Below are 15,040 nucleotides of genomic sequence, written 5' to 3'. Positions count from 1 at the left end.
CATGTCCTCCGAGAGCCCTGCCATGTTGACCATCAAACCCCGCGCCGAAGACGTCGAAGGCCAGCCGATTCTGCGGCCGCTGCCGTCCGCCCAGTGCCGCAGCGTCGGACCTTTCGTGTTTTTCGACCACATGCTGGAAACCACCTACGCCCCGGGCACCGGGATGGACATTCGCCAGCATCCGCACATCGGCCTTTCGACCCTGACCTATCTGTTCGAGGGGCAGATCCAGCACAAGGACAGCCTGGGCAGCGACCAACATGTGCAGCCCGGCGAAGTCAGCTGGATGACCGCCGGCAGCGCCATCGCCCACATCGAACGCACGCCGCAGGCGATTCATGACGCAGGTTCGCGTCTGCATGGCCTGCAGGTCTGGCTGGCCTCGCCGAAAAGCCATGAACAGGGGCCGGGGCATTACAGCCACCACCCGGCAGCCACCCTGCCGCTCAGTGACACCATGGGCATCAGCATTCGTATGATCGCGGGCAACGGGTTTTGTCTTGAGTCGCCGGTGCCGGTGCTGTCACCCACGCTGTACGCCGAAGTGAAGATGCAGACCGCCACCACCCTGCTGATTCCCGCCGAGCACGAGGAACGCGCGCTGTACGTGATCGAGGGAGAGGTGCTGCTCGATGGTGAGCCTGTGGAACCGCGCAGCCTGATCGTGCTCGATCAAGGCGACGAACCCACACTGTGCGCACAAAGCGAGTGCCATGCGGTATTGATCGGCGGCGCGCCACTGGATGGGACAAGGAGGATGAACTGGAACTTCGTCGCCAGCGACCCGGCATTGATCGATCAGGCGAGAGCGAAATGGGCAGCCGGCGATTGGCCGACGGTGCCGGGGGAAGTGGCGCGGATCGAGTTGCCTGCGCCGAGACGGCCGCAATGACCGGCGCGCGATTCGCGTAGCAGTCCGGCTTGCCGGCGATAGCGATCGTGAGAACACCGACAATCAGCCGCCGATAACCAGACCTGTAGGAGCGAATTTATTCGCGATGCGATGTTTCAGGCCATACATCTCCAGCGCCTGAAACATCTTCGCGAATGAATTCGCTCCTACAGAGGCTTAGCGGCGTGTCAACGAGAACGCATCAACCCGCGAACACCTCATCCAGCAGATTGTGCATCGCAGTAAACGCGCGCTTGGAGACGACCGGGTTGTACATCTGCACGCCCGGGTTGTTCGCGTGCGGGTCGGTGAAGGAATGGAACGCGCCGCCGTAGCTGAGCAACTGCCAGTCGACATTGGCCTCGTTCATTTCGGCTTCGAAGGCTGGCAACTGCTCTTTCGGCACCAGCGGGTCGGAAGCGCCGTGCAGCACCAGCACCTTGCCCTTGATGTTCTTGGCGTCGGCCGGGTTGGTGGTGTCCAGCGTGCCGTGGAACGACACTGCAGCCTTGAGCGGCGCACCGGTGCGGGCCAGCTCCAGCGCGCAGCAACCGCCGAAGCAGAAACCGAAGGCGGCCAGGCTGTTCTTGTCCACCGCTGCGACCGACTGAGTGGTCAGTTGATCCAGCGCCGTCTGCATGCGTTTGTTCAGCAGGCCACGGTCGTTCTTGAGCGGCATCATCGCGGCCAGTGCCTGATCGGCGTTGGTCGGACGTACATTCTGACCATACAGGTCGGCCAGCAGCACCACATAGCCCTTGCCTGCGACCTCCTTGGCGATCTGCTCGGCATCGGCGCTGATGCCCATCCAGTTAGGGGCCATCACCAGGCCCGGTGCCGCCTTGGCACCTTGACTGAACACCAGACGGCTTTCGTAGCTCTGGCCATCAATCTGATACACCACGGACTGCACAGTAACGTTGCTCATTGCTGACTCCTGCTATCGAGAAGGTAGGACATCAAATGACAAAACCCGCCGAAGCGGGTTTTGACGGTTGCGAAGGTTAAACCGAAAGCTCGACCAACAACTTGTTCAAACGGCGCACGTAGGCGGCCGGGTCTTTCAGGCTGTCACCGGCTGCCAGCGCGGCCTGGTCGAACAGGATGTGCGACAGCTCGCCGAAGCGCTCTTCGCTCTGCTCGTTGTCCAGCTTGCCGATCAGCGGGTGAGTCGGGTTGAACTCGAAGATCGGCTTGGAATCCGGCACCTTCTGGCCGCTGGCTTCCAGGATCTGACGCATCTGCAGGCCCAGGTCCTGCTCGCCGATGGCCAGAATCGCTGGCGAGTCGGTCAGGCGGTGCGACACGCGCACTTCGCTGACGGCATCACCCAGTGCGGCTTTAAGGCGCTCGATCAGGCCTTCCTTGTCCTTGGCGACTTCTTCCTGGGCCTTCTTGTCCTCTTCGGAGTCCAGCTTGCCCAGGTCCAGATCGCCACGGGCCACGTCGACGAAGCCCTTGCCGTCGAAGTCGCTCAGGTAGCTCATCAGCCACTCGTCGATGCGGTCGGTCAGCAGCAGCACTTCGATGCCTTTCTTGCGGAAGACTTCCAAGTGCGGACTGTTCTTGACCTGCGCGTAGCTTTCGCCGGTGAGGTAGTAAATCTTGTCCTGACCTTCCTTGGCACGGGCCAGGTAGTCGGCCAGGGCAACGCTCTGCTCGCCGCTGTCGTCGGAGGTCGAGGCGAAACGCAAGAGGCCTGCGATCTTCTCCTTGTTGGCGAAGTCTTCGGCCGGGCCTTCTTTCATCACCTGGCCGAAGTTTTTCCAGAAGCCTTTGTATTCTTCAGGCTGGTTCTTCGCCAGTTTTTCCAGCATGTCCAGCACGCGCTTGGTCAGCGCCGACTTCATCGAATCGATGATCGGGTCTTTCTGCAGGATCTCGCGGGACACGTTCAGCGACAGGTCGTTGGAGTCGACCACGCCCTTGATGAAACGCAGGTACAGCGGCAGGAACGATTCGGCCTGATCCATCACGAACACGCGCTGAACGTACAGCTTCAGGCCGCGTGGCGCTTCGCGCTGGTACAGATCGAACGGCGCGCGGGCCGGCACGTACAGCAGCGAGTTGTATTCCAGCTTGCCTTCGACCTTGTTGTGGCTCCAGCTCAGCGGGTTCTCGAAGTCGTGGGCGATGTGCTTGTAGAACTCCTGGTATTCCTCGTCCTTCACCTCGGTGCGAGGACGGGTCCACAGGGCGCTGGCGCGGTTGACGGTTTCCCATTCCTGCACCGGCGCAGGCTCGCCTTCCACGGCGATCTGCTCTTTGGGCAGCTCGATCGGCAGCGCGATGTGGTCGGAGTACTTCTTGATGATGTTGCGCAGGCGGTAGCCGTCGGCGAACTCGTCTTCACCCTTTTTAAGGTGCAGCACGATGCGGGTGCCGCGCTCGGCCTTCTCCACGGTGGCGACTTCGAAATCGCCCTCGCCTTTCGAAGACCAGTGCACGCCTTCGCTGGCCGGCAGGCTGGCGCGACGGCTGAACACGTCGACCTTGTCAGCGACGATGAACGCCGAGTAGAAGCCCACGCCGAACTGGCCGATCAGGTGCGAATCCTTCTTCTGATCGCCGGTCAGGTTTTTCATGAAATCGGCCGTGCCGGATTTGGCGATGGTCCCCAAGTGGGTGATCACATCTTCGCGGCTCATGCCAATGCCGTTGTCTTCGAGGGTGACGGTCTGCGCTTCCTTGTCGAAGCTCACACGGATCTTCAGCTCCGCGCCGCCTTCGAGCAGTTCAGGCTTGGACAGCGCTTCGAAGCGCAGCTTGTCGACGGCGTCGGAGGCGTTGGAAATCAGCTCGCGCAGGAAGATTTCCTTGTTCGAATACAGCGAATGGATCATGAGGTGCAGCAGTTGCTTTACCTCGGTCTGGAAGCCCAGGGTTTCCTTTTGAGTTTCCACACTCATGGTCATCAAACTCCAATCAGTCCACACAAATAGGGGTAGCCGCCAAGCCCGTGACAGAGGGGCTGGACGGCGGGTTGTCATCAAGGTGGGGGCAGCGCGAAGGATTTCAAGAGCGCCCGAGGCGTGACTATGCGGATCTTCATCAACAATAAAGTCTGACTGTTTTGCCAGCCGTCAGCGTACCCACCGAAAAAACGTTTAACCTGCGTTAACCTCTGCGCAGGCGTAACAGCGAAGAAACACCTGTTTATTTATCTGCTGCAAACATGGAACTAACACAATAAGCGCATGTTCGAAGGGACAACGATGTTCAATAAGGAGAAACACCCCATGCGTAAGACTTTAGCCATTGCCCTCATGCTCTCTGCCACTCTGGGTCTCGCTGCCTGCGATAAAAAATCCGAGGATAAACAGCAAGATGCCAACAAGGCTGCGCAGCAGTCCCAGGAGTCGATGCAACAGGCTCAAGACAAAGTGAACGACGCTGCCAAAGAAAGCCAGGAAGCCGCGCAGAAGAACGCCGAAGCCGCGCAAGAGCGCGCCAAAGAAGCCAACGAACAAGCCCCTGCCGCAACTAAGCAGTAAGTTCCCTATTGGCAGAAATAAAGCGTCCAAAAATAAAGCCCGCAATTGCGGGCTTTATTTTTATCCGGCGACTATCAAGCCAGCGCTTCGCTGCGCTTGCCAATCACCCGGTCGACCACGAACGCGGCGAACAGGGTAATCAGCGAGGGGATCAGCCAGGCCAGCCCCTGATCGCTCAGCGGCAAGTGTGCCAGCGCGTCAGGCAGGTAAGCCTCGAGCCCCGCCCCTTTCACCGCATCGACCATGCCGAACACCAGCGACACCAGCATCACCGGCGCGACGATGCGCCCCTGAACGTGCCAGAAATCCTTGCAGAAGCTCAGCGCCACCAGCGCGATGCACGGCGGGTAGATCGCGGTCAGCACCGGAATCGAGAAGTGAATCAGGTTGGTCAGCCCCAGGTTGGACACCAGCAGCGAGAAACCGGCCAGAATCACCACCAGCGCCTTGTAGGACAGCGGCAGCAGGCGGCTGAAGTACTCGGCACAGGCGCAGGTCAGGCCCACGGCGGTGACCAGGCAGGCCAGCGAGATCAGGATCGCCAGGAAACCACTGCCCAAGGTGCCGAAGGTGTGCTGGACATACGCGTGCAGGACAGCTGCACCGTTGGTGGCGTCCGCGGCCACCGCGTGGCTGCCCGAACCCAGGCGGAACAGGCTGATGTACACCAGCGCCAGGCCCAGGCCCGCGATCAGGCCGGCGATCACCGCATAACGGGTGATCAGACGCGGCGACTCGACACCCCGGGAACGGATGGCGTTGACGATGACGATGCCGAACACCAGCGCGCCCAGGGTATCCATGGTCAGGTAGCCATTGATGAAGCCCTGGGAGAACGGCGCCGCCACGTAGGCAGGCTGGGCGGTGCCGATGTCACCGGCCGGCAGCGCGAACGCCGCGATGCCCAGCACGGCCAGCGCGAAGATCTTCAACGGCGCCAGGAAACGCCCGACGGTGTCGAGCAGACGACCCGGGTACAGCGAGATCCAGAACACCAGCAGGAAATACACCAGGCTGTAGAGGAACAGCGCCAGCGGGCTCTCGCCGGTGATCGGCGCCAGTCCCACTTCAAAGGACACGGTGGCGGTACGCGGCGTCGCGAACAGCGGCCCTACCGACAGATAGCACACCGCGGCCAGCACCGTACCGGCGACTTTGCCGATGGGACTGCTCAGGGCGTCCATCGCGCCACCGACCTTGGCCAGCGCGATCACCGTGACGACCGGCAGGCCGACCGCAGTCACCAGAAAGCCCAGCGCCGCCATCCACACGTGCGGACCGGCCTGCAGGCCTACGATCGGGGGGAAGATGATATTGCCAGCACCTACGAACAACGCGAACGTCATGAAACCCAGTGCCAGGATGTCCTGGCCTTTCAACACTTTCATCTAAGGAAACCACACTGCAGAATCGGAATTAAGAAGAGGATTTCCCCATGGGTGAGGGAAATGCTGCCCGTCCTTTTAGAACAGGCCCTGGGGCTGCGAAGTCGCTCCTTGTGGGGGCCGACCGCGCAAAATGGCGGGTAGACTACCCTATTTGCGACGTCGTTTCAGGACCTGGCGACCGATGAACGAACTTTCGTGTCGCATTATCGGAAAGGTCCTACGGTTTTTTAGCGTTCGCGGGTGCGGGGTTCAGAAATCGCGCTGTGTCAGATGCAAATTGATCGTCTTTGCGATTGCCTCCGGCGGGTTCTGCCTAACGGCAGAAGCGTTTCGACTTCGTCGAGTTACTTGGAAAAGACCCCCAAGTAACCAAGGGGTCCTGCTCCTGGTTTGGGTCCTCCTTCGTCGGACTACCTTCACTCCGATCTCGCTCCGTGGGCCCGGCGCGAATGGGCCATCCATGGCCCCGCGCCTCGCGCGGCATCCTGCCGCTTGGCCCACTCCACGAGACCTCCGTTCAGCCTGCACCCAAGTCGCGATTTGTGGTGTCTGGGCTATCGCGCATGAAGATCAAAATCAAAAGCGAGGGTACACCGCCCCGTAGCAGCACGGCTTGCCGGCGGGGGCGATCTTGAGGGCGACCCGCGAGCAAGCTCGGCTGCTACGGGATTGAGGGTGTCATTCGATCGCATACACACCACATCCCCCGGGGGACGGCGTTAGCCGGTTGCTTTTGATTTGGCTTTTGATCTTCGTGCGCAATGGCCCAGACAACGCAAAACGCGACTTGGGTGCAGGCTGAATGGAGGTCTCGTGGAGTGGGACGAGCGACAGGATGTCGCGAGAGGCGTGTGGGCCATGGATGGCCCTTTCACGCCGGGCCCACGGAGCGAGACCGGAATGAAGGAAGTCCGACGAAGGAGGACCCAAACCAGGAGCAGGACCCCTTGGTTACTTGGGGGTCTTTTCCAAGTAACTCGGCGAAGCCGAAACGCTTCTGCCGTTAGGCAGAACCTGCGATCAACCACGCGCCCGAGTTGTTTCAGGCATATCGCACAACCAGGTTTTACGACGACTGCGTCGCCGATCGCGGGCAAGCGCGCTCCTACAGGGTCCGCGGCTAGAAAAAACAAAAGCCACCCGAAGGTGGCCTTTGTCGATCAGACAATGATCAGCAAGCCATGCTTACTTCTTCATTTCCCAACCAGTCAGCTCGGCCAGGGCCTTGCCGATGTCAGCCAGCGAACGCACGGTCTTCACGCCAGCGTCTTGCAGCGCAGCGAATTTCTCGTCTGCAGTGCCTTTGCCGCCGGAGATGATCGCGCCAGCATGGCCCATGCGCTTGCCCGGAGGAGCAGTCACACCAGCGATGTAGGAAACGACCGGCTTGGTCACGTTGGCCTTGATGTAGGCAGCCGCTTCTTCCTCGGCCGAACCACCGATCTCACCGATCATCACGATCGCTTCGGTCTGTGGGTCGTTCTGGAACAGCTTCAGGATATCGATGAAGTTCGAACCCGGGATCGGGTCACCACCGATACCGACGCAGGTGGACTGACCGAAACCGGCGTCAGTGGTCTGCTTCACGGCTTCATAGGTCAGGGTGCCGGAACGCGACACGATACCGACCTTGCCTGGCAAGTGAATGTGACCTGGCATGATGCCGATCTTGCACTCGCCCGGAGTGATCACGCCTGGGCAGTTAGGGCCGATCAGGGTAACACCCAGCTCGTCGCACTTGACCTTGGCATCCAGCATGTCCAGGGTAGGAATGCCTTCGGTGATGCAGATGATCAGCTTGATGCCGCCGAACGCTGCTTCCAGGATCGAGTCCTTGCAGAACGGAGCCGGAACGTAGATCACGCTGGCGGTAGCGCCAGTGGCTTCTACAGCTTCGCGAACGGTGTTGAACACCGGCAGGTTCAGGTGGGTGGTACCGCCTTTGCCTGGGGTCACGCCGCCAACCATCTTGGTGCCGTAGGCGATGGCTTGTTCGGAGTGGAAAGTACCCTGGGAGCCGGTGAAGCCCTGGCAGATGACTTTGGTGTCTTTATTGATCAGGACGCTCATTATTTGCCCTCCGCAGCTTTGACAACTTGTTGAGCAGCGTCGGTCAAGCTGGTTGCAGCGATGATGTTCAAGCCGCTTTCTGCCAGTACTTTAGCGCCCAGGTCAGCGTTGTTGCCTTCGAGGCGAACAACGACCGGGATTTTCACGCCGACTTCTTTCACAGCGCCGATGATGCCTTCGGCAATCATGTCGCAGCGAACGATGCCGCCGAAGATGTTGACCAGTACTGCGGCGACGTTGCTGTCGGACAGGATGATCTTGAACGCTTCGGTCACGCGCTCTTTGGTAGCGCCACCACCTACGTCGAGGAAGTTGGCTGGCTTGCCGCCGTGCAGGTTGACGATGTCCATGGTACCCATGGCCAGACCGGCACCGTTGACCATGCAGCCGATGTTGCCTTCCAGTGCCACGTAGTTCAGTTCGAACTTGGCAGCGTGGGCTTCACGTGGGTCATCTTGCGATGGGTCGTGGAAAGCCTTCAGCTTTGGCTGACGGTACATGGCGTTGGCGTCGATGTTGATCTTGGCGTCCAGGCAGTGCAGATCGCCGTCGGCCTTGATCACCAGCGGGTTGACTTCCAGCAGGGCCAGATCGTGGTCCTGGAACAGCTTGCCCAGGCCGACGAAGATCTTGGCGAACTGTGCAACCTGCTTGCCTTCCAGACCCAGCTGGAATGCCAGGTCGCGACCCTGGAATGGCTGAGCGCCAACCAGTGGGTCGATAGTGGCCTTGAGAATCTTCTCAGGTGTTTCGTGAGCGATTTTCTCGATGTCCACGCCACCTTCGGTGGAAGCCATGAACACGATACGACGGCTCGAGCGATCGACTACAGCGCCCAGATACAGCTCTTTGGCGATGTCAGTGCAGGATTCAACCAGGATCTTGGTAACGGGTTGACCGTTGGCATCAGTCTGGTAAGTGACCAGACGCTTGCCCAGCCACTGAGCGGCGAACGCCTTGGCGTCTTCCTTGCTCTTGACCAGCTTGACGCCGCCAGCTTTACCGCGACCACCTGCGTGAACCTGGGCTTTGACGACCCACTCGGTTCCGCCGATCTTGTCGCAGGCTTCTGCTGCAGCTTCCGGAGTGTCTACTGCAAAGCCCTTGGATACTGGCAGGCCGTATTCAGCAAACAGCTGTTTACCCTGATACTCGTGAAGATTCATGCTTTTTACCGTCTTCGTTAGGTACTGCGCTTCGGTGCTGCTCGCCGTGGCGTGCCGCACCACCTGTGACCGCTTCTCCCGGAAGGCCCCGCCCCGCCACCAAAGTGCCGGTTCGAAATCCGCCGGGAGTTCGAGTCCGACGGACCTTCCGCGGTAAGCCTTGCGAACAAGGCTTACGACGGGCGGTCCGCCGTGGTTTTTTTCTTAGCGTTTTTTCTTGTTCTGGATGTGGATGGCGCCGCCATTCACAGCCAGAGCAGCTTCGTGCAGCGCTTCGGACAGCGTCGGGTGGGAGAAGACCATCATGCCGATATCTTCGGCACTGGTGCCGAACTCCATGCCGATCGCGCCCTGCTGTACCAGCTCTGCCGCGCCTGGACCAATGACGTGTACACCCAGTACACGGTCGGTCTTGGCGTCAGCGATGACCTTGACGAAACCACCGGTGTCGTTGGCTGCCATTGCACGGCCGCTGGCCGCGAACGGGAACTGACCGACATTGACTTCAACGCCTTCAGCCTTGAGGGTCTGCTCGGTTTTGCCGACCCACGCGATTTCCGGGTGAGTGTAGATAACCGATGGGATCAGGTCATAGTTCATCTGGGTCTTGTGACCCTTGATGCGCTCAACCACCATGATGCCTTCTTCCGACGCTTTGTGTGCCAGCATCAGACCACGGACCACGTCACCGATCGCATAGACACCAGGAACGCTGGTCTCGCACTGATCGTTGACGAAGATGAAGCCGCGCTCGTCGATATCGACGCCGCTGTCGGCGGCCAGCAGATCGGTGGTCACCGGACGACGGCCTACAGCAACGATCAGGCGGTCGAAAGTGATGTTCTGCTCACCGTCTTTGTCGGTGTAGTTGACGACAACTTCGTTGCCGTTGACTTTCGAGCCGGTCACGCGAGCGCCCAGCTTGATGTCCAGACCCTGCTTGGTGAAGGTCTTCTGTGCTTCTTTGGCAACGCCTTCGTCGGCGGCTGGCAGGAACTTCTCCAGCGCTTCCAGAACGGTGACCTTGGAACCCAGACGGGACCAGACCGAACCCAGTTCCAGACCGATCACGCCGGCGCCGATCACGCCCAGACGCTCAGGCACGGCCTGGAATTCCAGGGCGCCGGTGGAGTCGACGATCACGTTCTGGTCGACCGGAGCCGGCGGAATGTCGATCGGACGCGAGCCGGAAGCCAGGATGATGTTGTCGGCTTCGATGACTTCGGTGGTGCCGTCAGGCTTGGTCAGCTCGACTTTCTTGCCGGCCAGCAGCTTGCCGTGGCCCTGCAGGGAAGTCACGCCGTTGGCCTTGAACAGGCTGGCAACGCCGCCGGTCAGGCCTTTGACGATCTGGGACTTGCGACCGACCATGGCCGGTACGTCCATTTTCACGTCGCCGGAAATGGAGATGCCGTGCACGTTGAACTGGTTTTTCGCTTCGTAGAACTTCCAGGAGCTGTCCAGCAGCGCCTTGGACGGAATGCAGCCTACGTTCAGGCAGGTACCGCCGAGAGCCAGCTTGCCCTCTTTATCCTGATACTTCTCGATGCAGGCAGTCTTGAGACCAAGTTGCGCAGCCTTGATGGCGGCAACATAACCGCCAGGGCCTGCGCCAATCACTACCACGTCGAATTTCTGGGACATAAAAAAGTTCCTTTAGCGTCAATCTTCAAGCTACAAGCTGCAAGTGCGCCCGCATTCTACAGCAGACTCGCCTTCCAGCTTCTGTGAGATGTAGCGTCGCGGCCGAGGCCGCAAGCCGCCCGCTTCTTTTACAAAGCATGCGGCCTGCAGCCTGTGGCTGCTTTTTAGATATCCAGCAACAGACGAGCCGGATCTTCCAGCAGGTTCTTGATGGTCACCAGGAAAGTTACAGCTTCCTTACCGTCGATCAGGCGGTGATCGTAGGACAGCGCCAGGTACATCATCGGACGAATCACAACCTGACCATTGATCGCCATCGGGCGCTGAATGATGTTGTGCATGCCCAGGATAGCGGCTTGCGGCGGGTTGACGATCGGGGTCGACATCATCGAACCGAAGGTACCACCGTTGGTGATGGTGAAGGTACCGCCAGTCATCTCGTCGATGGACAGTTTGCCGTCACGGGCTTTCTTGCCGAAGGTGGCGATGCCGCCTTCGATTTCAGCCAGGCTCATCTGCTCGGCGTTACGCAGCACCGGAACCACCAGGCCACGGTCGCTGGAGACGGCAACGCCGACGTCCGCGTAGCCGTGGTAGACGATGTCCGAACCGTCGATCGAGGCGTTGACTGCCGGGAAGCGCTTCAGTGCTTCGGTGGCCGCCTTGACGAAGAACGACATGAAGCCCAGGCGCACTCCGTTGTGGGACTTCTCGAACAGGTCTTTGTACTTCGAACGCAGTGCCATGACTTCGGTCATGTCGACTTCGTTGAAGGTGGTCAGCATCGCCATGTTCGACTGGGCTTCGACCAGACGCTTGGCAACGGTGGCACGTACGCGAGTCATCGGTACACGCTTCTCGGTGCGATCGCCAGCGGCGAACACAGGAGCGGCAGCGGCAGGAGCAGCAGCAGGCTTGGCAGCAGGCGCAGCGGCCGGAGCGGATTTCTTCGCTTCGATGGCAGCGACGACGTCTTCCTTGGTCACGCGGCCGTCTTTGCCGGTGCCCTTGATGCTGGACAGCGCGATGCCGTTCTCTTCAGCCAGTTTGCGAGCAGCCGGAGCGCCGATGGCGTCTTCGTCACTGGCAGCAGCGGCGGCTGCAGGAGCAGCGGCAGGTGCGGCAGCCGGAGCAGCAGCGGCAGCAGGTGCGGCCGAGGCAGTAGCGCCTGCGTCCAGGGTCGCGATCAGCTCGTTGGACAGGACGGTGTCGCCCTCGCCCTTGACGATGGAAGCCAGAACGCCGTCAGCTTCGGCCAGCACTTCGAGAACGACTTTGTCGGTTTCGATGTCGACCAGCAGCTCGTCACGTTTTACCGCTTCGCCCGGCTGTTTGTGCCATTTGGAAATGGTGCCGTCGGCAACGGATTCCGGGAAAGAGGGGGCTTTGATCTCAATAGCCATTGTCTGTAATTCCTTAATTCGGTTTCTAGTGCGCGAAGGCGTTAAACAGTGAACGCGTCTTGCAGCAGTTTTTCCTGCTGTTCGGCGTGCATCGAAGCGTAACCACAAGCTGGAGCAGCGGAGGCGTCACGACCGGCGTACTCGAGAACGAGGTTGCGGTTGTGATTGCCGATGCTGCGGCGCAAGTGATGCTGGCTGCTGTACCAGGCGCCCTGGTTCATCGGCTCTTCCTGGCACCAGACCACATTGGTCAGGTTGGTGTAAGGCGCGATGGCCTCCATCAGGTCGTCTTCCGGGAACGGATAGAGCTGCTCGATACGCACGATGGCGATATCTTCGCGGCCTTCGGCACGGCGTTTTTCCAGCAGGTCGTAGTAGACCTTGCCGCTGCACAGCACCAGACGGGTCACCTTGGCGGCATCGAGGGTGTCGATTTCCGGGATGACGGTCTGGAACGAGCCTTCGGCCAAATCTTCCAGCGTGGAGATCGCCAGCTTGTGACGCAGCAACGACTTCGGCGACAGCACCACCAGCGGTTTGCGCAGCGGGCGAATCACCTGGCGGCGCAACAGATGGTAGATCTGCGCAGGCGTGGTCGGCATGCACACTTGAATGTTGTGTTCGGCGCACAGCTGCAGGTAACGCTCCAGACGCGCCGAGGAGTGCTCGGGGCCCTGGCCTTCGTAGCCGTGAGGCAGCAGCATGGTCAGACCGCACAGACGGCCCCACTTGTGCTCGCCGCTGGTGATGAACTGGTCGATCACGACCTGTGCACCGTTGGCGAAGTCACCGAACTGGGCTTCCCAGATCACCAGCGCGTTCGGCATGGTCGTCGAGTAGCCGTATTCGAACGCCAGTACCGCTTCTTCCGACAGGAACGAGTCGTACAGGTCGAAGCGAGGCTGACCGGCATACAGGTTCTGCAGAGGCACGTAGGTGGTGGCGTCTTTCTGGTTGTGCAGCACGGCGTGACGGTGCGAGAACGTACCGCGACCGACGTCTTGCCCTGTGATACGTACCGGGTGACCTTCGAACGCCAGGGTGGCGTAGGCCATGGTCTCGGCGTAGCCCCAGTTGATCGGCAGGCCACCGGCTTGCATCTTCTGGCGGTCTTCGTAGATCTTCTGGACCTGACGCTGAACCACAAAACCTTCCGGCAGCTCCATCAGCTTGGCCGACAGTTCCTGCAGGGTCTTGAGGTCGAAACGGGTGTCGTGACGCGCAGTCCAGGCGTGGCCCAGGTACGGACGCCAGTCAACGAACAGCTCTTTGTTCGGTTCCTTGACCAGGCTCTTGACCACATGCATGCCGTTGTCCAGCGCATTGCGGTACTCGTCGACCTTGGCCTGGGCCCCTGCGGCGTCCAGCACGTTGGCCGCAGCCAGTGCGTCGGCGTACAGCTCACGGGTGGTGCGCTGCTTGGCGATCTGCTGGTACATCAGAGGCTGGGTGCCGCTTGGCTCGTCGGCCTCGTTGTGGCCGCGACGACGGTAGCAGACCAGGTCGATAACCACGTCACGCTTGAACTGCATGCGGTAGTCGATGGCCAGCTGGGTCACGAACAGGACCGCTTCGGGGTCATCGCCGTTCACATGGAGAATCGGCGCCTGGATCATCTTGGCAACGTCGGTGGCGTACTCGGTGGAACGCGAGTCCAGCGGGTTGCTGATGGTGAAGCCGACCTGGTTGTTGACCACGATGTGGATCGTACCGCCAGTCTTGAAGCCGCGGGTCTGCGACATCTGGAAGGTTTCCAGGACCACGCCCTGACCTGCGAACGCAGCGTCACCGTGGATGGAAATCGGCAGCACTTTCTCGCCAGTGGCGTCGTTGCGGCGGTCCTGACGGGCGCGCACCGAACCTTCGACCACAGGCGACACGATCTCCAGGTGAGACGGGTTGAACGCCATCGCCAGGTGAACTTCGCCACCCGGGGTCATCACGTTGGACGAGAAGCCCTGGTGGTATTTCACGTCACCGGAACCGAGCTCGACCTTCTTCTTGCCTTCGAACTCGTCGAACAGCTCGCGCGGGTTCTTGCCGAAGGTGTTGACCAGAACGTTCAGACGGCCACGGTGGGCCATGCCGATGACGACTTCCTTGGTGCCGTAGGAACCGGAACGCTGGATCAGCTCGTCGAGCATCGGGATCAGGCTTTCGCCGCCTTCCAGACCGAAACGCTTGGTGCCCGGGTATTTGGTGCCCAGGTACTTCTCCAGACCCTCGGCCGCGGTGACGCGCTCGAGCAGGTGGCTCTGAATGTCGGCTGGGTAGGCTGGACGGCCACGCACGCTTTCGAGGCGCTGCATGAACCAGTTGCGCTGGTTGGAATCGACGATGTGCGTGAACTCGGCGCCGATGGTGCGGCAATATGTCTTCTGCAAAGCGTCGACGATTTCGCGTAGGCTCGCCTCCTCCTTGCCGATGAACAGGTCGCCGGCACGGAACGTGGTATCGAGGTCAGCGTTGGTCAAACCGTAATGGTTGATCGACAGGTCAGCTGGCGCAGTACGCTTCCACAAACCCAGAGGATCGAGTTGCGCACCCTGATGGCCGCGCATACGGAATGCCTGGATCAGTCGCAGCACTTCGACTTGCTTCTTCTCGTGTTCGCTGCTCACGCTACCGGCGGATACCGGTTGGGCGCGGCGCTGGTTTTTGCCCAGCAACACGAAATGATCGCGAACCGTAGAGTGCGATACATCGGTGGCAGCGCCGCCATCGGCTGGCAGCGTCTGAAAGTAGGTGCGCCATTCTTCTGGCACAGCGTTAGGGTCGTGCAGGTAGAGCTCATAAAGCTCTTCCACATAGGCAGCGTTACCACCTGAAAGGTGGGCGCTGTTCCACATGCGCTGCATCACGCTTTCTTGCATGCTTGGTCACCCTCGGTTAGGGGACACCATCGGCGTGGGCGCCGTCGCAGACTCGAAAATTCCAGGCAGCCATGTATCAGGCGCTGACTGTAACAAGTCGCTCAGGATCA

At 60.3% G+C, this 15,040-nt stretch carries 10 protein-coding genes; 2 read left to right on the top strand and 8 right to left on the bottom strand.

Annotated elements, in window-relative coordinates; genetic code table 11:
• Window positions 1-22 precede the first annotated feature (22 nt).
• Window positions 23-892, top strand: a complete 870-nt coding sequence (locus AC1MEK_RS12820) for a pirin family protein (protein ID WP_480396653.1) — start codon at window positions 23-25, stop codon at window positions 890-892.
• A 202-nt stretch (window positions 893-1,094) separates the two neighbouring features.
• Here AC1MEK_RS12820 and AC1MEK_RS12815 read toward each other — a convergent pair whose 3' ends face one another.
• A complete protein-coding gene (locus AC1MEK_RS12815) occupies window positions 1,095-1,820 on the bottom strand; it encodes a dienelactone hydrolase family protein (RefSeq protein WP_480396652.1) in 726 nt (241 codons plus the stop codon).
• 76 nt (window positions 1,821-1,896) lie between these two features.
• Window positions 1,897-3,801 carry a molecular chaperone HtpG gene (gene htpG, locus AC1MEK_RS12810; protein WP_480396651.1) on the bottom strand — a complete coding sequence of 635 codons (1,905 nt, stop codon included), beginning with the start codon at window positions 3,799-3,801 and terminating at the stop codon, window positions 1,897-1,899.
• Between the two features lie 330 nt (window positions 3,802-4,131).
• On the opposite strand from htpG, the gene AC1MEK_RS12805 reads away from it, so the two are divergent.
• On the top strand, window positions 4,132-4,386 hold the full coding sequence (locus AC1MEK_RS12805) for a hypothetical protein (protein WP_480396650.1): 255 nt from the start codon (window positions 4,132-4,134) through the stop codon (window positions 4,384-4,386).
• 74 nt (window positions 4,387-4,460) lie between these two features.
• Here AC1MEK_RS12805 and brnQ read toward each other — a convergent pair whose 3' ends face one another.
• The 6 genes from brnQ to AC1MEK_RS12775 form a co-directional block, all read right to left on the bottom strand.
• Entirely contained in the window at window positions 4,461-5,774 is a 1,314-nt protein-coding gene (brnQ, locus tag AC1MEK_RS12800; RefSeq protein ID WP_480396649.1) for a branched-chain amino acid transport system II carrier protein, read from the bottom strand.
• A 1,185-nt stretch (window positions 5,775-6,959) separates the two neighbouring features.
• Window positions 6,960-7,844, bottom strand: coding sequence for a succinate--CoA ligase subunit alpha (gene sucD, locus AC1MEK_RS12795; RefSeq protein ID WP_480396648.1), 885 nt, complete (start codon window positions 7,842-7,844; stop codon window positions 6,960-6,962).
• A complete protein-coding gene (gene sucC, locus AC1MEK_RS12790) occupies window positions 7,844-9,010 on the bottom strand; it encodes an ADP-forming succinate--CoA ligase subunit beta (RefSeq protein ID WP_480396647.1) in 1,167 nt (388 codons plus the stop codon). The genes sucD and sucC overlap by 1 nt, the downstream gene beginning before the upstream one ends.
• Window positions 9,011-9,214: 204 nt before the next feature.
• On the bottom strand, window positions 9,215-10,654 hold the full coding sequence (lpdA, locus tag AC1MEK_RS12785) for a dihydrolipoyl dehydrogenase (RefSeq protein WP_480396646.1): 1,440 nt from the start codon (window positions 10,652-10,654) through the stop codon (window positions 9,215-9,217).
• Between the two features lie 164 nt (window positions 10,655-10,818).
• Complete coding sequence (gene odhB / locus AC1MEK_RS12780; protein WP_480396645.1) at window positions 10,819-12,057, bottom strand: 2-oxoglutarate dehydrogenase complex dihydrolipoyllysine-residue succinyltransferase; 1,239 nt, start codon at window positions 12,055-12,057, stop codon at window positions 10,819-10,821.
• Window positions 12,058-12,098: 41 nt separating this feature from the next.
• Complete coding sequence (locus AC1MEK_RS12775; protein WP_480396644.1) at window positions 12,099-14,930, bottom strand: 2-oxoglutarate dehydrogenase E1 component; 2,832 nt, start codon at window positions 14,928-14,930, stop codon at window positions 12,099-12,101.
• Between the last annotated feature and the right edge of the window lie 110 nt (window positions 14,931-15,040).

The sequence above is a fragment of the Pseudomonas sp. 2 genome, assembly GCF_056627435.1.
Note: the sequence above shows the minus strand (reverse complement) of the source record. Positions and strands in the feature narration are given on the sequence as shown.